19 protein-coding genes, 3 pseudogenes and 1 riboswitch are annotated in these 20,104 nt (G+C 60.6%); of the genes and pseudogenes, 3 read left to right on the top strand and 19 right to left on the bottom strand.

Translation table 11 applies throughout. The features are described 5' to 3' along the window. Positions 1-14 precede the first annotated feature (14 nt). From GTU79_RS14810 to pocR, 19 genes and pseudogenes are all read right to left on the bottom strand, one after another. On the bottom strand, positions 15-272 hold the full coding sequence (locus GTU79_RS14810) for a hypothetical protein (RefSeq protein ID WP_214514111.1): 258 nt from the start codon (positions 270-272) through the stop codon (positions 15-17). Positions 273-439: 167 nt separating this feature from the next. After that, positions 440-1,495, bottom strand: a complete 1,056-nt coding sequence (gene cobT, locus GTU79_RS14815) for a nicotinate-nucleotide--dimethylbenzimidazole phosphoribosyltransferase (RefSeq protein WP_132921519.1) — start codon at positions 1,493-1,495, stop codon at positions 440-442. Positions 1,496-1,515: 20 nt separating this feature from the next. After that, positions 1,516-2,115, bottom strand: a complete 600-nt coding sequence (locus tag GTU79_RS14820; protein WP_203521364.1) for an adenosylcobalamin/alpha-ribazole phosphatase — start codon at positions 2,113-2,115, stop codon at positions 1,516-1,518. A 16-nt stretch (positions 2,116-2,131) separates the two neighbouring features. Then, positions 2,132-2,881: an adenosylcobinamide-GDP ribazoletransferase gene (cobS, locus tag GTU79_RS14825; RefSeq protein WP_132927740.1), complete on the bottom strand. Its 750-nt coding sequence runs from the start codon at positions 2,879-2,881 to the stop codon at positions 2,132-2,134. A gap of 43 nt (positions 2,882-2,924) precedes the next feature. Beyond that, positions 2,925-3,494: a bifunctional adenosylcobinamide kinase/adenosylcobinamide-phosphate guanylyltransferase gene (cobU, locus tag GTU79_RS14830; protein WP_214514112.1), complete on the bottom strand. Its 570-nt coding sequence runs from the start codon at positions 3,492-3,494 to the stop codon at positions 2,925-2,927. Next, positions 3,491-5,010: pseudogene (locus GTU79_RS14835) on the bottom strand (cobyric acid synthase). The gene cobU and the pseudogene GTU79_RS14835 overlap by 4 nt, the downstream one beginning before the upstream one ends. 58 nt (positions 5,011-5,068) lie before the next feature. Further along, complete coding sequence (locus GTU79_RS14840) at positions 5,069-5,785, bottom strand: cobalt-factor II C(20)-methyltransferase (protein WP_203521361.1); 717 nt, start codon at positions 5,783-5,785, stop codon at positions 5,069-5,071. Continuing rightward, positions 5,782-6,570 carry a sirohydrochlorin cobaltochelatase gene (gene cbiK, locus GTU79_RS14845; RefSeq protein WP_203521360.1) on the bottom strand — a complete coding sequence of 263 codons (789 nt, stop codon included), beginning with the start codon at positions 6,568-6,570 and terminating at the stop codon, positions 5,782-5,784. Before cbiK ends, GTU79_RS14840 begins: the two co-directional genes overlap by 4 nt. A gap of 3 nt (positions 6,571-6,573) precedes the next feature. Next, positions 6,574-7,362: a precorrin-6A reductase gene (gene cobK / locus GTU79_RS14850; protein WP_203521359.1), complete on the bottom strand. Its 789-nt coding sequence runs from the start codon at positions 7,360-7,362 to the stop codon at positions 6,574-6,576. A gap of 20 nt (positions 7,363-7,382) precedes the next feature. Next, positions 7,383-8,120 carry a precorrin-3B C(17)-methyltransferase gene (locus tag GTU79_RS14855; protein ID WP_203521358.1) on the bottom strand — a complete coding sequence of 246 codons (738 nt, stop codon included), beginning with the start codon at positions 8,118-8,120 and terminating at the stop codon, positions 7,383-7,385. Then, entirely contained in the window at positions 8,120-9,193 is a 1,074-nt protein-coding gene (cbiG, locus tag GTU79_RS14860) for a cobalt-precorrin 5A hydrolase (protein WP_203521357.1), read from the bottom strand. The genes GTU79_RS14855 and cbiG overlap by 1 nt, the downstream gene beginning before the upstream one ends. Continuing rightward, positions 9,174-9,947: a cobalt-precorrin-4 methyltransferase gene (locus GTU79_RS14865; RefSeq protein WP_132921511.1), complete on the bottom strand. Its 774-nt coding sequence runs from the start codon at positions 9,945-9,947 to the stop codon at positions 9,174-9,176. The genes cbiG and GTU79_RS14865 overlap by 20 nt, the downstream gene beginning before the upstream one ends. Next, on the bottom strand, positions 9,944-10,516 hold the full coding sequence (locus tag GTU79_RS14870; RefSeq protein ID WP_203521356.1) for a decarboxylating cobalt-precorrin-6B (C(15))-methyltransferase: 573 nt from the start codon (positions 10,514-10,516) through the stop codon (positions 9,944-9,946). The genes GTU79_RS14865 and GTU79_RS14870 overlap by 4 nt, the downstream gene beginning before the upstream one ends. Positions 10,517-10,580: 64 nt before the next feature. Continuing rightward, positions 10,581-11,186, bottom strand: a pseudogene (locus tag GTU79_RS14875) (cobalt-precorrin-7 (C(5))-methyltransferase); the annotation flags it as partial. After that, positions 11,183-12,305, bottom strand: a pseudogene (cbiD, locus tag GTU79_RS14880) (cobalt-precorrin-5B (C(1))-methyltransferase CbiD). The pseudogenes GTU79_RS14875 and cbiD, both read right to left, overlap by 4 nt. After that, a complete protein-coding gene (locus GTU79_RS14885) occupies positions 12,305-12,949 on the bottom strand; it encodes a cobalt-precorrin-8 methylmutase (protein ID WP_203521354.1) in 645 nt (214 codons plus the stop codon). Before GTU79_RS14885 ends, cbiD begins: the two are co-directional and overlap by 1 nt. Before the next feature lie 23 nt (positions 12,950-12,972). After that, positions 12,973-13,911 (bottom strand): adenosylcobinamide-phosphate synthase CbiB, encoded by a 939-nt coding sequence (cbiB, locus tag GTU79_RS14890; protein ID WP_214514149.1) that lies wholly within the window; start codon positions 13,909-13,911, stop codon positions 12,973-12,975. Positions 13,912-13,996: 85 nt separating this feature from the next. Further along, positions 13,997-15,361: a cobyrinic acid a,c-diamide synthase CobB gene (locus GTU79_RS14895; RefSeq protein ID WP_203523059.1), complete on the bottom strand. Its 1,365-nt coding sequence runs from the start codon at positions 15,359-15,361 to the stop codon at positions 13,997-13,999. Between the two features lie 129 nt (positions 15,362-15,490). Beyond that, a riboswitch (cobalamin riboswitch) is annotated at positions 15,491-15,673 on the bottom strand. 181 nt (positions 15,674-15,854) lie between these two features. Further along, positions 15,855-16,781: a transcriptional regulator PocR gene (pocR, locus tag GTU79_RS14900; RefSeq protein ID WP_214514113.1), complete on the bottom strand. Its 927-nt coding sequence runs from the start codon at positions 16,779-16,781 to the stop codon at positions 15,855-15,857. 540 nt (positions 16,782-17,321) lie between these two features. Here pocR and pduA point away from each other — a divergent pair. Genes pduA through pduC form a run of 3 tightly spaced genes read left to right on the top strand, consistent with a single transcriptional unit; the run spans position 17,322 to position 20,095 of the window. Beyond that, positions 17,322-17,606: a propanediol utilization microcompartment protein PduA gene (gene pduA / locus GTU79_RS14905; RefSeq protein WP_132921504.1), complete on the top strand. Its 285-nt coding sequence runs from the start codon at positions 17,322-17,324 to the stop codon at positions 17,604-17,606. Further along, positions 17,603-18,412 (top strand): propanediol utilization microcompartment protein PduB, encoded by an 810-nt coding sequence (gene pduB, locus GTU79_RS14910; protein WP_132921503.1) that lies wholly within the window; start codon positions 17,603-17,605, stop codon positions 18,410-18,412. The genes pduA and pduB overlap by 4 nt, the downstream gene beginning before the upstream one ends. 18 nt (positions 18,413-18,430) lie before the next feature. Continuing rightward, positions 18,431-20,095, top strand: a complete 1,665-nt coding sequence (gene pduC / locus GTU79_RS14915; RefSeq protein ID WP_132921502.1) for a propanediol dehydratase large subunit PduC — start codon at positions 18,431-18,433, stop codon at positions 20,093-20,095. The last annotated feature ends 9 nt before the right edge of the window (positions 20,096-20,104 follow it).

Raw genomic sequence — 20,104 nt, forward strand, 5'->3', positions numbered from 1 at the left:
CGGCGATGGCGGGCTTACCGCGCCATGGGGGACTCCGGCCGCCGCTGGACGGCGGCTTCGACCCCATTGCCACGGTCTCCCTTTAACAGGCTCGTTGCACGAGCGGCGATGGCGGGCTTACCGTGCCATGGGGTACTCCGGCCGCCGCTGGACGGCGGCTTCGACCCATTGCCACGGTCTCCCTTTAACAGGCTCGTTGCACGATCGGCGATGGCGGGCTTACCGTGCCATGGGGTACTCCGGCCGCCGCTGGACGGCGGCTTCGACCCCATTGCCACGGTCTCCCTTTAACAGGCTCGTTGCACGATCGGCGATGGCGGGCTTACCGTGCCATGGTACTCCGGCCGCCGCTGGACGGCGGCTTCGACCCATTGCCACGGTCTCCCTTTAACAGGCTCGTTGCACGAGCGATGCACGCGGGCCTGGGCCGCCATGGGCGTTATTTGGCCGGCAATTCGATCTCGCTGGCCGATAGGGTGCCCATGTTGTGGTACATGGCGCAGGCGGCATCCACCAGGTTCATGGCCAGGGCTGCGCCGCTGCCTTCACCCAGGCGCATCTCAAGATCAAGATAGGGGCGGAGATCCAGCTGCGCCAGGGCGATTTTCGCCCCCTTTTCGGCGGACAGGTGGGAAGGAATCAGATAGGCGCGCGCCAGAGGCGCGATGCGGCAGGCCACCAGCGCGGCGGCATAGGACAAGAATCCGTCCAGGATAACCGGTAGCCCTTCGGCGGCGGCCCCCAGCATAACGCCGGCCATGCCGCCGAGGTCATATCCGCCTACCTTCGCCAGTGTGTCGACGCCGTCCCGGGGGTCGGGACGATTGACGGCGATGGCCCGTTCCACCACGTCGATTTTGTGTTGCAGCAGCGCTACGGGCAGATTGGCGCCGCGCCCCACCACATCACCCGCCGGGACGCCGGCCAGAACGCTGACCAGCGCCGCGGCCGGCGTGGTATTGGCCATGCCCAGCTCGCCGACGCCGAACAGGCTTACGCCCCGAGACGCATGCTCTGACACCAGCGCCGCCCCGATCTCCAGGACCTTTTCCGCTTCATCGCGGCTCATGGCCGGGCCGGCGGCGATATTGCCGCTGCCTCGGCCCATGCGCCGGTCAATCAACCCGGGCAGCGGAAGATCGCTGTCGATACCTAAATCCACCGCCGTGACCTGCGCGCCGGCATTGGCCGCCAGCACACACACTCCGGTAATGCCTTTCACCATATTCACCGCCTGGATAGCGGTGACGATACGCGGCGAAATGGCGACGCCCTCTTCATAGACGCCGTGATCGGCAATCATCACCATGATCTGTTTGCGGTCAAACTGCAGCGGACGGTCGCCCATGATTCCCGCCAGCTGCACGGCCAGCTGCTCCAGGCGGCCGAGGCTGCCGGGAGGTTTCAGCAAACCGTCCAGCCGTTGCTGCGCCGCCGCCATTGCGCCGGTATCCAGCGGCCTGATGGCATCGATAACCTGTTGCAGTGTGTTCATGATATCTCCTGAAAAAACGGTTAAGGGGCGGTTTTCCGGCCGCTGTCGTTTAAGCATGTCAATACGCAAAATCCGTCCGTCAGGGTGACCTGGCTAAAGGCGTTCTGACGAAAGCGAAAGTGCCACATGGCGTCGGGGGGAAGTCCAAGCAAGGTGGCCAGCAGAATACTCAACACGCCCTGGTGCGCTACCAGCAGAATATTGCCGGCCTGTTCGCCGGTAAGACGCGCGGTGGCGTCAACAACCCGGCGGGAGAACTCCTGAAAACCTTCCCCGCCGGGGGGAACGGTATGCCGCCAGTCATCGCACCAGGCGCGATAACGCTCCGGGTCTTCCCGGCGCAAATCGTGGTGGTGGCGCAATTCCCACTCGCCAAAGGCCATTTCATTCCACTCCGGGGAACATTGCGGCTCCAGATGCGGGCGCAGGATGTTCGCCGTTTCCCTGGCGCGTCTCAGGGCGCTGGCGGCTATCTTCTCGAACGGCACCTCGGCGAGCTGCCAGGCCACATGCTGCGCTTGCCAGCGCCCGTTCTGCGTCAGGGAAAGATCGCTTAGGCCGCAGTAGACCCCGTCGTAATTGGCCTGGGTCTCGCCGTGCCGTACCAGATAGAGATTCATGCCGCTCTTCCCCCGTTCATGCCATGACCCCCAGCGCGGCCAGTAAAAACAGCCATTCAAACAGCTCGACGCCGCAGCCGAGGGTGTCGCCGGTCTGGCCCCCCAGGGTACGGTTGATTTTGGCGCGATAGATAAAAGACAGCGCCGCCGCGATAAGCGCCGCCAGGGCGCCGGTGAGACCGGCGATAAGCAGGGTCAGCAGCATGCCGATGAGCAGGGTCAGGGCGAAGGATTCACCGCTGATTTTACCGATATAGACATTGCCGAGGCCGTTCTCGCGGGCATAACGCTGGCGATACATCAGAACGGTGATCAAGGCCCGGCTGATAACCGGGGCGGCAATAATAAAGGGCAGAGCGCCGAGGGGATGCCCGGCCAGGGAGGCCAGGGCCACGGTGCGCAGTCCGACGGAAAAAATCAGCGCCAGGGCGCCGTTGGTGCCGATGCGGCTGTCGCGCATGATCTCCAGCATCTGCTCGCGTTTGCGCGCCGAGAAAATGCCGTCGCAGGTATCCGCCAGTCCGTCGAGATGAAAGGCGCCGGTCACCATGGCGTTGGCCATAACCGTCAGGAACGCCGCCACCGGCGCGCCGAACAGGCGCTGGGCCAGGATGAAGACCAGTGCGCACAGGGTCCCCACCATCAGCCCCACCACCGGTAGCCACATGACGCCGCGGGCATAGGAACTGAGCGGCAGGTCCGCCGTCCAGCGCGCCGGCACCGGCAGGCGCGTCAGAAACTGCATGGCGGCAAAAAGCTGTTTCATTGCACCGCCCCCGGTATGTCTATGTTTTTGCATAATTGTTCCATTACACCGCTCCCTGAATGCCGGCGCCCTTGATATGGACCGGAATGCCGGAAATCACCAGCCAGACGTCCTCGGCGGCGGCGGCCAGCCGCTGGTTGACCCGTCCGGCGATATCCCGGAACCGGCGGGCCAGCAGATTTTCCGGTACGATACCCATGCCCAGTTCGTTGGTGACCAGGATAACCCGGCATGTCGCCTCGGCGCAGGCGGCCAGCAACTGGTCGATCTGGCCGGCGATATGCCGTTCGATGGCGTCGAAATCCATGGCTTCCGGCGGGGGTTCCCCCGCCTCATCAAATAACAGGTTGGTGATAAGGGTAGTGACGCACGCCAGCAGCACCGCGGTGACCTGCGGGTCATGGTCGCGGATAACCTGACGGAGATTCCGGTGCCCTTCCCAGGTCAGCCAGTGGGCGGGCCTATGGCGCCGGTGCTGCTCTACCCGCGCCGCCATTTCCCCATCGGTGACACGGGAGGTGGCGATATACAGCACCGGCCCGTTTTGCCTTTGCGCCAGGATTTCCGCCAGACCGCTTTTGCCGCTGCGGGCGCCGCCGGTAATAAGAATCATATGTCCGCCATAATGCGATAAATACGGGGTATATCGATATGGGCGCGCATCTGCGCCGCCAGGGCGTCGAACGAGCGCTGCTTGCGCTCCTGCCAGCCCATCACCGGCATATTCAGCGGACTGAGCCCCCGCCGCTCCCGCAGGGCGTCCAGCAGTGCCCGGGTGAACGGCGGCGTATCGAACAGGCCGTGGATGTAGCTGCCGGCCACATCGCCCCGTTCATTGATGGCGCCGTCGTCCTGGCGTAACGCCGGCCGTTTTGCCGGGTGAGGCGGGCGAAGGGCCCCCCCCCGCCCCCCGGGTGGGCCCGCCCCTTGTGGTTTTAATACCCGCCGAGGGTAAGCCCGCCGCCGGCGGCGAACACCCCACAGGGCAACGCCAGCCCCTCGGCCTCCACCTGGGTGGTCACCTTGCGCGGTTCGAAATGGGTTTCGCAGTTCAGCAGCCCGAGCCCTTCCGTTTCTTCCAAACCGGATTCGATACCGTCGGTGACCCGCCGGCCCAGCATCTGGAAGCCGCCGCAGATGCCCAGGATCGGCACGCACCGGTCGTGGGCGCCGCGGATCTCTTCATCGATGCCGTTGGCCCGCAAATAGAGCAAATCCCCGAGGGTATTTTTACTGCCGGGAATAATCAGCAGGTCCGGCACGCCAAGAGGGGTACCGCGCTTAACATAGCGCAGCCGCACATCGGGCTGCGCCGCCAGGGCGTTAAAATCGGAAAAGTTGGCGATGTGGGGCAGTTGCAGCACGGCGATATCCAAATCACGCCCCAGGTCCCGGCGGTATTTATCCCCCTGCAGGGCGACGCCGTCCTCGTCTTCCAGCGGTTCGTCAAACCAGGGCATCACCCCCACCACCGGCACGCCGGTGAGGGCTTCTATCTGGGTGATGCCCGGCTGCAGCAGCGCCGGGTCGCCGCGGAACTTATTGATGATCACGCCTTTTACCCGCGTTTTTTCTTCTGGACGCAGCAACGCCAGCGTGCCGTAGATTGCGGCGAACACGCCGCCTTTGTCAATATCCGCCACCAGCAGCACCGGTGCGCCGGCCTGTTCCGCCATGCCCATATTGACGATATCGCGATCCCGCAGATTGATTTCCGCCGGACTGCCCGCGCCTTCCAATACGATAATATCGTTTTCCGCCGCCAGGCTGCGGTAAACTTCCCCTACCCGCTGACGCAGCTGCGGTTTGTATTGGTGGTAATCCATGGCGTCCATATGGCAAAGCGCCTCCCCCATGACGATCACCTGGGATTTCCGATCGCTGGTGGGTTTAAGCAGCCCGGGATTCACCCGCCCGTCCGGTTCGATACCCGCCGCTTCGGCCTGGAATACCTGCGCCCGGCCCATTTCGGCCCCGTCGCGGGTGATCCAGGAATTGAGCGCCATATTCTGCGCCTTGAACGGCGCGGTGCGATGGCCGTCCTGGGCAAAAATCCGGCACAATCCCGCCGCCAGCACGCTTTTACCCACATCGGACGCGGTCCCTTGCAACATGATTGAGAGTGTCATAAAGAATCCTTGGGAAAATGCCGAACCGTCCGGCGACTGCGCGCCTTGGCAAGACGTCTCATGCGCTTTGCGCCGGCCAGCGCTTGTTCACCAGCACGGTGGAGAAATAGGGTAGCACCCGATCCGCCGCCATGTCGCCGAGGGCGCGGAAACACTGCTCCTGCGGCAGCGAGGCATCCGCCATCAGCAGGGCGTGATCCAGCAAATCCAGCCGCCGCAGCAATGCCTGGATACGGGCAAAGCGGCCGTAGACCTTCATCAGCACCACGCAATCATGGGTGAGCAGCGCCTGCTCCAGCGCCTCGTCGTTATCTGTGCAGGCCATGACCGCCAATGACTGGTTTTCCATCGCCAAGGGCACCTGGGCGCGTGCGGCAATACAGGCAAAAGAGGTGACGCCGGGAATAATCTCGATGGCGACGCGGTGCTGCAGGCGCGCCAGCAGGAAGACCCAGGTGCTATAAAGCATGGCGTCGCCGAGGGTGATAAACCCTACCCGTTTCCCGCTCGCCGCGTCGGCGGCCATCTCCTCCGCCACCGTATCCCACGCCGCGTTTTTTTCCGCCTCATTCAGGCTCATGGGAAAATGACGGGATTTAATCTCCACCCGGTGGGAAAGATATTCGCTCACAATACTCAGAGACAGGCTGTCGCCGCCCTTACGCCCCGCCGGCGCATAGAGAATATCCAGGATGCCAAGGGTGCGCGCGCCGCGCACGGTGATGAGATCAGCGGCGCCAGGTCCGGTGCCGATGGCGTAAAGAGTGCCGCTCATAAGGCCGTCTCCTCGGGGATACGATCCAACAGGTGATCGACGAACATCTGCTGGATCAGGGGATTTTCCCCCAGCCCCTGCAGGTGGCAGCGGCAATGATAGCCGGCCTGTTCCAGCCGGCTTTTCCACGAGCCAGGCTCATCGGAAGCCATGTCGTTGACCGCGTGATCGCCGGCCACCAGCATCAGGGGCATCAGATGGACAGTGCGCACCCGCTGTCTTTTCAGGCGGGCAATGACCAAATCCAGGTCGGGATAACTCTCCACCGCCCCCACCAGCGCCGGGATCCCCTCGGCGTCCAGCATATGATCCAGGCAGGCATAAGCGGAGAAAGCCGGATGCCCGGTGCCATGCCCCATGAATACCACCCGTTCATCATCGGCCAGGGACGGCATCTGGGCCCGCAGCGCCCCTATCAGCCGGCCATAATCCCGCTGATGATTGAGCAGCGGCGCGCCGATAAACAGGGCCTCGAAGCGGCCGTCCCAGCCTGAGGCATGGCGGACCAGCTTTTCATATTCATCGCCGTGGATAATATGCAGGGATTGTATCGCCACATCCTTGTAGCCCTGCTGCCAGAGTCTCTCCAGCGCCTGGGCCGGCGTATCGATGATAAGCCCGTCACGCTGCGCGAGTTTGCGCAGCACCATACCGGAGGTAAAGGCGCGAAAAGGGGTCCGGTCGGGAAAGGCCCCGGCGAGGCGCTGCTCGCAGGCGTCGATATTCCGGACGCGCGCGTCGCGGTAGGTGGTGCCGAAACTCACGGTTAATAGCGCTTTTTTCATTGCTTATTCCTTCAGGCTGGCGTCTTCGGCGCAAAGCCACCGATCCAGACGCCGTTCAAATTCGTCCGGCGTGGAAATCACATCCTGCCAGTGCATGACCGGCCGGCGGAGGACCACACAGGGGATATTCTCTTCCAGGCAGGGCCGCACCTTGTCGATATAGCCTCCCTCCCGGCCCGACTCTTTGGTAATCATGACGTCCGGCCGGTAGCGGCGGTATAAGGCCAGGTTCAGCTCGGCGCTGAACGGGCCGGTCATGGCGAGTATCTGATTGACTCCCAGTCCCAGCGCTTCGCACTGTGCGAGGATGTCGGACAAAGGCAGTACGCGGGCGATAAGGGTTTTGCCCGGCAGCAGCCGCACGTAGTCCGCCAATTGCTTGCTGCCGGTGGTCAGCAGCACCCGCGGCCCGAATTGCCCGGCCCGTCCGCAGGCCTGTTCGATGCTGTCCACCGGGAACAGGCTGGGATGGACAATGGCGTCGATGTCGCTGGGCCTTTCATAGCGGGTCAGCGGCACCCCCCGCTGCCGGCAGGCCTCGGCCAGGGTGCGGGATGCCTGTTCCGCATAGGGATGGGAGGCATCGATAACCCGGTGGGCGCAGCGCAGCCACTCCGCCATACCGTCGATATCAAGCCGTCCCACCTGCCGCCCACCCCCCACGTCCTCCGCCAGCGCCTCGCCGGTGGCGGTGGCCACCGACAGGCTGTAGGGCACGCCCCGGCGCGTTAATATCCGGCATAGGGCCAGCGCGTCCGAGGTGCCGCCGAGAATATGGATATTGATACTCACTCTCCTTCCCTCGACCCCGTTTAGTCCGCCGGCTCGAATTGATAGCCGCGGGGGGTAATCATCAGGCCGTCCCGGCAATAGGTGGAGCGGTTGCCGACAATCACCAGGCAGGTCATGTCCACCGGCTCAAAGTCCATGTCGCCGAGGGTGGTGATCCATTTTTCCTGTTTTTTCCGCCCGGCGGCGCGCACCACGCCCACCGGCGTCTCGGCGGGCTTGTAGCGGCGCAGCGCCGCAAAGGCATTGGCCAGATGATCCTTTCGGCCGTTGCTGCGGGGGTTATAAAAACAGATGACGAAATCCGCCTGCGCGGCGCACAGGATGCGTTTTTCAATCACCGGCCAGGGCGTCATCAGGTCGCTGAGGCTGATATGGCAATAATCGTGCATCAGCGGCGCCCCCAGCAGCGAGGCGGCGGCGGTGCTGGAGGTGACGCCGGGTATCAGTTTTATCTGCACGTCCAGCCGCTGCTGGGTGGTCAATTCGAGAATCAGCCCGGCCATACCGTAAATACCGGCGTCGCCGCTGCTGATCAACGCCACTTTGTTGCCCGCGGCGGCCAAATCCAGCGCCGCCTGGCACCGTTCGATCTCTTTGCACATGCCGGTTTTTATCACCTGCTTATCGCCGGTGAGGTGTTTTACCAGGTGGGTGTAGGTTTTATAGCCGACAATGATGTCGGCATCCTGAATGGCGTCAAGGGCCTCCAGGGTCATGGCGCCCTGGTTGCCCGGACCGATACCGATAACATAAAGCATCAGCAGGCTACTCCTAAAGTGATGGTGACGCCTTGGGTGCGCAGCGTGTCGCCCACCAGGCGACCGTTGCTCATCAACCAGGCCACAGGCTGGGACACGCTGCCGATACCGGTAACGCGGCGAACGAATTCGGATACCGGGAAACGCGCCGCCACCGGTTTGAGCACCTCGATGGAGTAGATTTCAAAGGGTACGCAGCATTGGTTGGCGAGATGGCGCAGCGCCGGCTCATCCTGTTTAATGGACACGCTGCCGATGGCGGACAGCGCCAGGGGATCGATATGCTGGCTGGCCAACTGCTGATTAAGCAGGCGCGACACCGTAGACGGCGGGGTATCCCGTCGGCAGCCGATACCGGCCACCACGCAGCGGGGGATCAGTTTATATATCGGCACCGGCAGCGCCGGCACCGTATCCCGCAGGCTGACGTACAGCAATGCGTCCAGCTCCGGCAAGTCGTCCAGATCGGTCACCAGAATCAGGCCGCGAGTATCGCAATACTCCTCGGGCCAGTGCATCTTGACGGCGGCCAGGGAGGTCCGATCCCAAAACAGGCCGACCTTGCCGCCGCTCACCAGCAGCTGATTGAGCTTTTTGCTGTTCTCGCGAAAATCCGTCATGGTGGCGTTCAGCTGCTGCGCCAGCATATCCACCGCCGCCAGCTGATTAACATCGGTGGCGGTGGTAATGACGGGCGCGGCGCCGATAAGACCGGCGATATAGCGGGTCAGCGCGTTGGCGCCCCCCATATGGCCGGACAGCAGGCTGATGGCATGGTGTCCCTGGTCGTCAAGCACCACCACCGCCGGATCGCTGAATTTATCTTTGATAACCGGCGCGATGACCCGCACCGTCAGCCCGGTGGCGCAAATGAAGATCAATGCCGAATACTGGTGGAAGATCTCGGCGACGGTTTGCGACAGGGTGCCGCGAAACGGTTCGAAACCGGGCTCCAGCAGGTTTTGGCTGGTAAAACAGGTCATGGGCAGCCGGGCGGACAATCTTTTGGCCAGCCGTATTCCCCCCGGCGTCAGGCAAAACAGGGCGACCGACTCAGGCTTGACGATATTCATGAGAGAATCCGGCATGATAAAGTTTGGAATAATGGTATTCGTCGCCCATAAAGGCACCGACCAATATCAACGCGGTTTTGCCGATATCCGCCGCCCGGGCCAGGCCGGCGATATCGCTTAAAGTCCCGCGCACGGTTTTCTCTTCCGGCCAGGTGGCCTTGAAAATCACCGCCGCCGGCGTGTCGGCGGGATAGCCCCCGTCCATCAGCCGCCGCGCTACCCGTTCGATGGCCTGCACCGACAGAAAAATCGCCATGGAGGTGCGATGGGCGGCAAAAGACTCCAGAGATTCCAGCGGCGGCGTCGGCGTGCGCCCTTCCATGCGCGTAATAATCAGGCTTTGGGACACTTCGGGCACGGTATATTCCACCCCCATTTGCGCCGCCGCGCCGAGAAACGCGCTGACGCCGGGCACGGTGCTAAAACCGATTCCCAGTTTGGCCAGTTCTTCAATCTGCTCGCGGATAGAGCCGTACAGCGACAAATCGCCGGTTTGCAGCCGCGCCACCAGCCGCCCTTCGGCTATCCCTTTATGCATCCGCCGGATAATGTCTTCCAGGGTCATGCCGGCGCTGTCATAACACTCCGCCTCCGGCTTGCAGTATTCCAGCAGAGCGGGGTTGATCAGGGAACCGGCATAGATAACCACATCCGCCCGGCACAGCAGCCGGTACCCTTTAAGGGTGATAAGCTCCCGGTCCCCCGGTCCGGCGCCGACAAACCACACCAACCGTCGATCAAATGACTCTGTCATACCTTCTCCTTCTGACAGGAAAGAATAAAAGCGGGATTGTTCGGCTTGAAATAGTGACCATTACCCAGACGGACCAGAGACGATACCTGGATTTGGATACAATCGGGCCGGCTAAAACCCCGTAGGGTTAAACTTTTCAGCGCCTCATTGAGGTTTTCCAGCAGGATGAGGTTAATCACCAGCCGTCCCCCCGGCGCCAGCAGATCGCCGGCCCAGAGGATAATCTGTTGAAGATTGCCGCCGCTGCCGCCGACAAAAACGGCGTCGGTCTGACCGGCAAAAGGAAGCGGCAACGGCAGCGGCGCCACGCCCTCGACTACCTGCACCCGGCCAAGGCGGAATTTGTCGCAATTGCGGCGGATCAGGTCCAGGGCCTCGGCGTTGCGCTCTATGGCCGCGACCTTCAGCGCCGGGTAGCGGCAGGCGGCTTCAACGGCCACGCTGCCGGTGCCGGCCCCCACGTCCACCATCACCTGCGCTTGCGCCAGATCCAGCCGCTCCAGCGCTATCTGCCGCACTTCGCGTTTGGTCATCGGCACGGCGCCGCGAATAAAGTCTTCATCTTTCATCAGGGAAACCCGTCCATTTGTCCGCTCCGCTCCGCAACGCGCCATGGCCGGCGGTAAGGTAGTGTTCATCGAGGATCGCCACCACATTCATGTCATATTCCCGCGCCACGCGATCGGGAGACAGAATATGGATACGCTCGTCGGCATAGGAGAGATTTTCTCCCACCGCCAGGGTACGGCGCAGGCCGCGCGACAGGATCTGGCGGGCGATTTCATAGGGTCCGATATGCCGGTCGGTCATCATGGCCACTTTGCCGTGCCGCAGTATAAAATCGAAGTCCGGTTCGCGGCCGTGGCTGCTGGTGAGATAAATATCGTTCATGGACAGCCCCAGGCGCGAGAACAGGTATTGCACCGCGCTGATGCCGGGCACCACCAGCAGCGGCCCGTCCGCATGGCGGCTCAGGTAATCGCCGATGCCGTATAACATCGGGTCGCCGGACGCCAGCACCACCACCCGTTGCTCCCGGTGTGCGGCCAGCCAGGCGGCCAGGGCCGGGAGGGAGGCGTCCAGCAACCGCTTCTCCTGGCGTATTTCCGGGAAGCAGGCCAACTGGCGCGGGCTGCCGATAAGCACGTCGCAGCGTTCAATCAGCTCTCTGGCCCGGGGCGTAAGATAACCCACATCCCCAGGCCCCAGTCCCACCACGCTCAGGCGGCCATCGTTCATCGAAACGCCTCCGTTAATTCCGCCACCGGCCGGCTGCTGCCCAGCACCTGCTGATCGAAAGAGAACAGCAGCGCATCGCAGCGCGGCGGCCGGGGGGAGAAACGCAGCAGCTCGGTCATACGCTCCGCCACCCGCCGGGCAATGGCTGGATAGACCCGCTGCCAGCCGGCATCGTTTATCAGCGCCATCGCCTCCTCGGTGGTAAGGCAGGCCCGCCCCCCGGTGCATCAGTTCAGGGGGGGCGTCGCACAGGGCCAGCCGGGCTACCAGGGTTTCCATCCGCCCGTCGGCGATATGGCTGGGCGTATGGAAAATTCCCGCCGCCACTTTTATAAGTTTACCGAAATGCCCCACCATCAATACCTGCCGGAAGCCCAGCCGCTCGGTCTCTTTGAGCATATAACCGACAAAATTGCTCATGGTGACAACGTCACCTGGATCCAGTCCCAATTGCTCGCGCACAAAACGCTCGCCGTGATTGCCCGGTACCAGGATCACCCGTTCGCGCCCTTCGGCCCGCTTCATGCCCAGCTCCAGCGACAGCGAACTTTTCCAGCTCTCCTCGGACATCGGCGTGACGATGCCGGTGGTGCCGATAATGGAAATCCCCCCCAGGATGCCCAGCCGGCCGTTGTAGGTTTTTCGCGCCCGCTCTTCCCCTTCGGGGGCGAAAATTTCCACGTCGGCGCCGCGCCCGGGACCTATCACCTCGCGCACCGCCGCCTCGATGGTTTGCCGCGGGGTTTTATTGATGGCGGCCTGGCCGATGTCCAGCCCGATACCGTTGCGGGTGACCCGGCCGACGCCGGCGCCGCCGTCAATGACGATAGCCGGGTCGCCGCGCAGGCTGACCCGGGCGAAAATCAGCATGCCGTCGGTGGCGTCCACGTCATCGCCGCCGTCCTTGCGAATGGCCGCGGTGGCCTGTGCCGGGCTTATCAGCGGCCGCTCCACGTTCAGGTGCAGCGTGGCGCCGGACGGAGTGACGATGGAGACGTTGTCGATGATTTGCTGGCGCAGCAGCATCAGCGCGGCCACCTTCGCCGCGGCGGTGGCGCAGGAACCGGTGGTATAGCCCTTGCGATAGGCCTTGCCGTTATGCCAAATCACCTCGTCCATCAGGCCTCCCGCAGCTGATACAAAATGGCGTTGACGATGGCGGCGGCGATATTGCTGCCGCCTTTGCGTCCCAGGGCGGCGATACAGGTGAGGCCGCTTTCCGCCAGCGCCTGTTTGGACTCGGCGGCGCCGACAAAGCCCACCGGCACGCCGATCACCGCTTCCGGCCGGGCGCCGGTGCCCGCGGCCTGGTGCTCCAGCAAACGAAACAGCGCCGTCGGCGCGTTGCCGAACACAAACAGGCTTTTGCCCGGTTCGCTGACGGCCCGGTCCACCGCCGCCATGGAACGGGTAATGCCCTGCCGGCGCGCCTGTGCCGCCACCAGCTCGTCGCCGATAAAACAGTGGATTCGGCAGCCCAGGCGGGTCAGTTCATGCTTATTGATGCCAGACAGCGCCATGGTGGTATCGGTATACAGCGTACATCCGGCCGCCAGGGCGCTGGCGATGCCAGCGGGTGCATCGGCGGAAAAATGCAGGATATCCAGCCAGTCGAAATCCGCGCTGGTATGAATGGCGCGCAGGATGATCTTCTCTTGCCATGGGTCGGAGAAATGAAATCCAGGCCGCTCGCGGGCAATAATGTCCCGGATAATATCGAAACTGGTCTGTTCGATTTGCTGCGGTTGCTTGATATAAGGCATTCTTTTCATCGCTCCGGGCGTTGTTACAGATTCAGTTGCAGATAATGTACCGCGACAATACGCAGCAGGCACAGCAAGACCAGCGTTATGGCGGAAGCCAGGTACATCAGGCGAATGGCGGCGGTAATATCTTCCAGATCGATTTCACGGGTTTCCTCGCCGATCCAGGGTTTTTCCACCCATTCATTGAAATAGCGGTTGGGTCCGCCCAAACGCACCCCCAGCGCCCCCGCCACCGTGGCTTCCGACCAGGCGCAGTTGGGGCTTTTCCAGGCCCGGCGCCCGTCCAGGCGCAGCGCCCCCGCCGACAGCGCCAGCGCTATCCAGCCCAGCCGCGCCGGCAGCCAGTTGGCCAGGTCGTCCAGTTTTGCCGAGACATAACCGATGGCCCGGTATTTCGGCGTGCGGTAACCCACCATGGAATCCAGGGTATTTACCGCCTTATAGGCCATGGCCAGCGGCACGCCGCCGATAAACAGCCAAAACAGCGGCGCGATAACGCCGTCGACGCTGTTTTCCGCCACGGTTTCCACCACCGCCCGCATGATTTGCGGCCGGGATAAATGCTGCGTATCGCGCCCGACGATATAGGAGAGCTGCCGGCGGCTCTCTTCCAGGGTATCCGCCCGCAGGGCGTGATACACCGCCATGGCGGCATCGCGCAGACAGCGGGTGGCCAGCAGGGTATAGGTTAACCAGACCTCCGCCAGCCACTGCAGCCAGGGATTGAACGACAGTAACCGCAACACCAGGTCCGCTATCAGCCAGGTTCCCCCCACCACCGTCAGCCACAGTATGCCGCCGCCCGCATAGAGCATGGATTCGCCGGGGCAACAGCGGCGGATCAGCCGCTGCATTCCGCTGATGGCGTTGCCCATCCAGCGTACCGGATGGGGCCAATGGGGAGGGTCCCCCAGCCACAGATCGAGAAAGTAACCGACAATATAGGCGCTGAGCGTCAACATGCCGCGTCTCCCCGCGCCAAAAGCATACCGGCATCGCTCATGGATATGACCGCCTGTTGAACAGGCAATATCGCAGCAGTCGTCATAATTGCGCGCATCCCAGATCAAGCCAGCGTTTCACCATGGCGGGCCGCTGGTAGAAGTGCACATGCAGATAGCTGGCGAAAATGTTGCCGCCGCCGTACCCGCCCGCCCACTGGTGGACGTCCCCGTTGGCGGCGGTTTTGCTCATGCGAAACAGCGGCGTTTCATCGGTGATGTATTCGGAGTGGTGGAACTCGTGCCCGCGCAGGGTTTCACCCCGGCCCGCCAGCAGATTGTCGCTTAACGACCGGCCTTCACAATAACCGAAGCGTTTAAGCCCCTGGGTCATGCGGCTAAAGCCCTGCAGCAGTCCCACCATGGGATAGCTGGTGCCGTCCTGTACTATCAGCGCCGCCCCCAGATACATCAGGCCGCCGCATTCGGCATAGATGGCGGCGCCGTTCTGTCCGGCGCGCAGCAGCGCCTGGCGCATGGGCCGATTATCCGCCAGCTGGGTCGGGAACATTTCCGGGAAACCGCCGCCGAGGTAGATCATTTGGCAGGGAGGTAACACCCGATCGTGCAGCGGACTGAAACGGATAATTCGTACGCCGATATCCTGCAGCATCCGCAGGTTGTCGGGATAATAAAAATTAAACGCCTCGTCGTCCGCCAGGGCCAGGGTCAGCCTGGAATAACGCTCATGGCCCGGCAGCGCGGGCAGCCGGCCTCCATCGGGGCGGCACTCGGCCAATGCCAGCAATCTATCCAGATCGATATGTTGCTCAACGCCGTCAGCCAACTGCTCCCATTGGGTTTGCCCGCGTTCGGACTCCCGCGCCGGAATCAGCCCCAGATGGCGGGAGGGTAAATTCCAGTCAGGCAATGGCGGCAGGTAACCCAATACCGGCACATTGCAGTAGCGGAGGATGGCGGTTTTGATGAGGTTGAAATGATTTTCCGAGGAAACGCGATTGATAATGACGCCGGCGATATTTACCGCCGGGTCGAACTGCTTGAACCCCAAGACGACTGCGGCCGCCGAGGTGGAAACCGCTTTGCCGTCGATAACCAGTATCACCGGCACACGCAGCTGCTTGGCCAGGGATGCGCTGCTGCAGAGATCCCCATCGCTGCCCAGCCCGTCGTAAAGACCCATCACACCTTCAATGATACCGATATCGGCATCGGCCATATGACGGTTGAACAGACCGTTCAGCGTTGACGATTCAAGCATATAGGCATCGAGATTGTGCGAGGGAATACCGCTTACCGCCTGATGCCAGCCGGTGTCGATATAATCCGGTCCGCATTTGAAGGGCTGCACCCGCAAACCTCGCCGCGCCAGGGCGCGCAGCAGTCCCAGGGTGAGCAAGGTCTTGCCTGTCCCGCTTTGCGCGCCGCCGATGAGTATCGCTTTCATCTTCATCCCGTTACTCCCCAGAGGCGCCGCTGGGGATTGTCGCAAACAAAGGCTGCGGGAGACTCACTGTCCCGACGGCATTGTTGGGACAACCCGCTTCCCGCCGAAGGAGTTGTTACCGAGCCTATCAAGGCTATGGGCAATCAGGCAGGTTTTCTGGCTTGGCGTCATCCTTCTCCGAACCTTCCCAATCGGCTGAGATCAGTGGTTATCACGGAGTCGTCGGCATCACAGCAGCGGGGGCTGCGGAGGATTTTCACCTCCTTCCCTAACGGCCTTGCGGCACGTTTCACCTGAATGCAAAATGTACTTTTCCACAGCGGCCGGCGGCCCTTGTGAAGCCGGGCAATCGACCGTTGATGACTAATGTAAAGTATTCAAAGGGGAATATACCCCCTTTCGGATCAAAAAAAATGTTCGCGGCGGCGGATTTATTTGGAATTTATCGGACGGCGATAACATTTTTTTGTTACGTCAATTTAAAGAGATAAAATTAATTAAATAAAGCAACGATATCTTTATTTTCCGGCGGCGAAAAGCGCTGTTCACGATAGGCCTGAGGAGTAATACGGTAGGTTTGGCGAAATAACTTGCAAAAGTAGCTTGCCTGAGAAAATCCGAGATTACGGGCAATAGTGGCGATGGGCCAATCGCTTTGTTCAAGCATCTGCCGGGCGCTTTGCATACGCAATTGATTAACATAAGCGTTGAAGCCGATCCCCTGGTATTTCTTGAACAGTTTGCTGAAATAATAGGGACTGAGGTAGACCATCGCCGCCACGTCTTCCAGCCGCAGATCCTCGAAGTAATGATTGTCGATGCAGCGCAACGCTTTTTTCATCTTGCTCTCGTGCTGGCTGGGAACCGCCGTCCGGCGTTCTATCGGCCCGTCGCCGTGCTCCTTGAATACCACCACTTCCAACTGCTGTTTCAGGTAGTTATCCACAATCATTTTCAGCAAATCAGCGGAGGAGATGAGGCGATCGAAATCCACCACCGGAATTTTTTCATAGCTTTCAGTTAATTGATAATCTTTTTGCCAAGCCCTGCTGGTACAGTCCTGCACCGAAGGCAGGGTTACGGTGTCATGCACCCGGACCTGTCCGCATAAGACAAACCCAACCAAATGTCCGCTGATAAGCAGCGGAATGGAGAAGTCGGTCAGGCCGGAGTGGCAGCGGTAAATGCAGGGCTGATTGGATTTTGACGCTTCCAGTCCGCCGCACCTGTCGCTCATACGGCAGCGCCGGCTCATCTCCGGATCCTGGCGCATTAATTGACAAAAAGGGGTGAAGTGATATAAATCCGAGACTTCCTCGCCGTGAATATTCACCACCACAACCGCCAGATTGGTGGCATTAGCGAAATCCTGCGCGATTTTATTTATCAAATCTGAATCCATGAAACTGCCGGAATTCATATTCCCCCCTTTCTTCTTCAAAGCTACCTTAGATTCAATCATTTTTTACCCATTTGATAATGTGCTCCGGTACACAATTATCAAAACGGGGGTTCGATAGCACATAAGGCTAAACGCCGTTTCCCGCCGCGCCGGGAGAACGCCGCAGCTAATAAATAGTAAAACCATAATCAATTTTAAGCGCCCATCGGACTACAGATACCGTCAATGCTGGGTTTGTCGTTTTAAATCAGATAACACTTTTTCGTTATTATTCATTTTCTGTGGAATGAACATTATCAGCTCAGATCATAACTTTTCTTACTTTTCAAGTCGGTTAACTGAATACTGAAACTTCAATTACGGATATTTGCTATGGCTGTTCATTTCCCCCTGACCGGTCACAGCTCGCTTTATTAAATAATCAAACCTAATTTTTGCTATAGCCGCGCCAATCATTTTCGCTATTTATAATGCAGGACGGCCATTAATTTTCACGGCGTTTGGGTATATTTCCAGCCGGACACCCAAAGCATATCAACGATTGGTCGAGGTAACAAAATGCAACAAGAAGCCCTGGGTATGGTTGAAACCAAAGGTCTCACCGCCGCCATCGAAGCGGCCGATACGATGGTGAAGTCGGCCAATGTCGTGTTGGTCGGTTATGAAAAAATCGGCTCCGGTCTGGTTACGGTGATTGTACGCGGCGACGTAGGGGCAGTGAAAGCCGCCACCGACGCCGGCGCCATGGCCGCGGCCAACGTCGGCGAAGTGGTGGCGACCCATGTTATTCCGCGCCCCCACGGGGATGTGGAGAAGTTTTTGCCGAAAGGAATACGTGAATGAACACCGATAAAGCCATTGAGGAGATTTTGGCTAAGGTGATGGAAAAAATCGGTGAAGGCGCCACGGCGTCTCCTTCTCACACACCCTTGGATAAAGGTCCGGATATGTCGGAGAAAACCTGTAACCTGACTGAATTTGTGGGTACGGCCATCGGCGATACCATTGGCCTGGTGATTGCCAATGTCGACAGCGAGGTGCTGTCGGCGATGAAGCAGGAAAAACATTACCGCTCCATCGGCATTCTTGGCGCACGTACCGGCGCCGGTCCGCAGATCATGGCGGCGGATGAGGCAGTGAAAGCCACCAACACCGAAGTGGTCAGCATTGAGCTGGCGCGCGATACCAAAGGCGGCGCCGGCCACGGCTCTTTGATTATCTTTGGCGGTGAAGATGTCTCCGATGTCAAGCGGGCGGTGGAAGTGGCGCTCAAGGAACTGGATCGGACGTTTGGCGACGTTTACGCCAATGACGCCGGCCATATCGAACTGCAATACAGCGCCCGCGCCAGCTATGCGCTGGAAAAGGCCTTCGGCGCGCCCCTGGGCAAAGCCTGCGGCGTGATTGTCGGCGCGCCCGCCGCCATCGGCGTGGTGATGGCCGATACGGCGGTGAAATCCGCCAATGTGGATGTGGTGGCCTACAGTTCCCCCGCCAAGGGCACCAGTTTTAGCAACGAAGTCATTCTGGTGGTATCCGGCGATTCCGGCGCGGTCCGTCAGGCGGTGATCTCCGCCCGTGAAATCGGCAAAACGCTGCTCGGTACGCTGGGCGCCGCGCCGCAAAACGATCGCCCGTCTTATATCTGATTCCTTAGGGGGGATGGCATGAAATCCAAGCGATTTGAAGCATTGGCGAAACGGCCGGTTAACCAGGACGGATTCGTCAAAGAGTGGGTGGAAGAAGGCTTTATAGCCATGGAAAGCCCCAACGATCCCAAGCCGTCCATCAAGATAGTCAACGGCAAAATCACCGAACTGGACGGTAAGCCTCGCGAGCAGTTTGATCTGATTGATCATTTTATCGCCAACTACGGCATCAACCTGCCCCGCGCCGAAGAAGTCATGGCGATGGACTCGGTGAAACTGGCCAAGATGCTGTGCGATCCGAATATATCGCGTGGGGATATCATTCCGCTCACCACCGCCATGACGCCGGCAAAAATCGTCGAAGTGATGTCGCAAATGAACGTGGTGGAAATGATGATGTCGATGCAGAAAATGCGTGCTCGCCGTACTCCGTCGCAACAAGCCCACGTGACCAATATTCAGGATAACCCGGTACAAATCGCCGCTGACGCCGCTGAAGGCGCGTTCCGCGGTTTCGATGAACAGGAAACCACCGTGGCGGTGGCGCGCTACGCGCCGTTTAACGCCATCGCGCTGCTGGTAGGCTCGCAAGTGGGCCGTCCCGGCGTATTGACGCAATGCTCGCTGGAGGAAGCCACCGAACTGAAGCTGGGCATGCTGGGCCATACCTGTTATGCGGAAACCATTTCCGTCTACGGTACCGAACCGGTATTCACCGACGGCGACGACACGCCGTGGTCAAAAGGCTTCCTGGCCTCTTCTTATGCCTCCCGCGGTTTGAAAATGCGCTTTACCTCCGGCTCCGGCTCGGAAGTGCAAATGGGCTACGCCGAGGGCAAATCCATGCTGTATCTGGAGGCGCGCTGTATTTTCATCACCCGCGCCGCCGGCGTGCAGGGGCTGCAAAACGGTTCGGTCAGCTGTATCGGTATTCCGTCCGCGGTGCCCTCGGGCATAAGGGCGGTGTTGGCGGAGAACCTGATTTGTTCTTCTCTTGATTTGGAATGCGCGTCCAGCAACGACCAGACCTTTACCCACTCCGACATGCGCCGTACCGCCCGTCTGCTGATGCAGTTCCTGCCGGGAACCGACTTTATCTCCTCCGGTTATTCCGCCGTGCCGAACTACGACAATATGTTCGCCGGTTCCAATGAAGACGCGGAGGATTTCGATGACTACAACATCCTCCAGCGGGACTTGAAGGTGGACGGCGGCCTGCGGCCGGTGCGGGAAGACGAGACGGTGGCCATCCGCAATAAAGCGGCGCGGGCGCTGCAGGCGGTATTTGCCGGCATGGGCCTGCCGCCCATTACCGATGAGGAAGTCACCGCCGCCACCTATGCCCACGGCTCAAAAGATATGCCGCCGCGCAATAAGGTGGAAGACATCAAGTTCGCCCAGGAAATCATCGAAAAGAACCGCACCAGCCTGGAAGTGGTGAAAGCCCTGGCGGAGAACGGTTTCCCCGATGTGGCGCAAAGCGTGCTGGATATGCAAAAGGCCAAGATCGCCGGCGACTATTTACACACCTCGGCCATCATCATCGGCAAGGGCCAGGTGCGGTCGGCGGTGAACGATATCAACGATTATGCGGGTCCGGCCACCGGATACCGTTTGGAAGGCGCGCGGTGGGAAGAGATCAAAAACATTCCCAATGCGCTCGATCCCAACGAATTGGGCTAAAAGGCGGCC

Source organism: Sodalis ligni, assembly GCF_016865525.2.
Classification (GTDB): domain Bacteria; phylum Pseudomonadota; class Gammaproteobacteria; order Enterobacterales; family Enterobacteriaceae; genus Acerihabitans; species Acerihabitans ligni.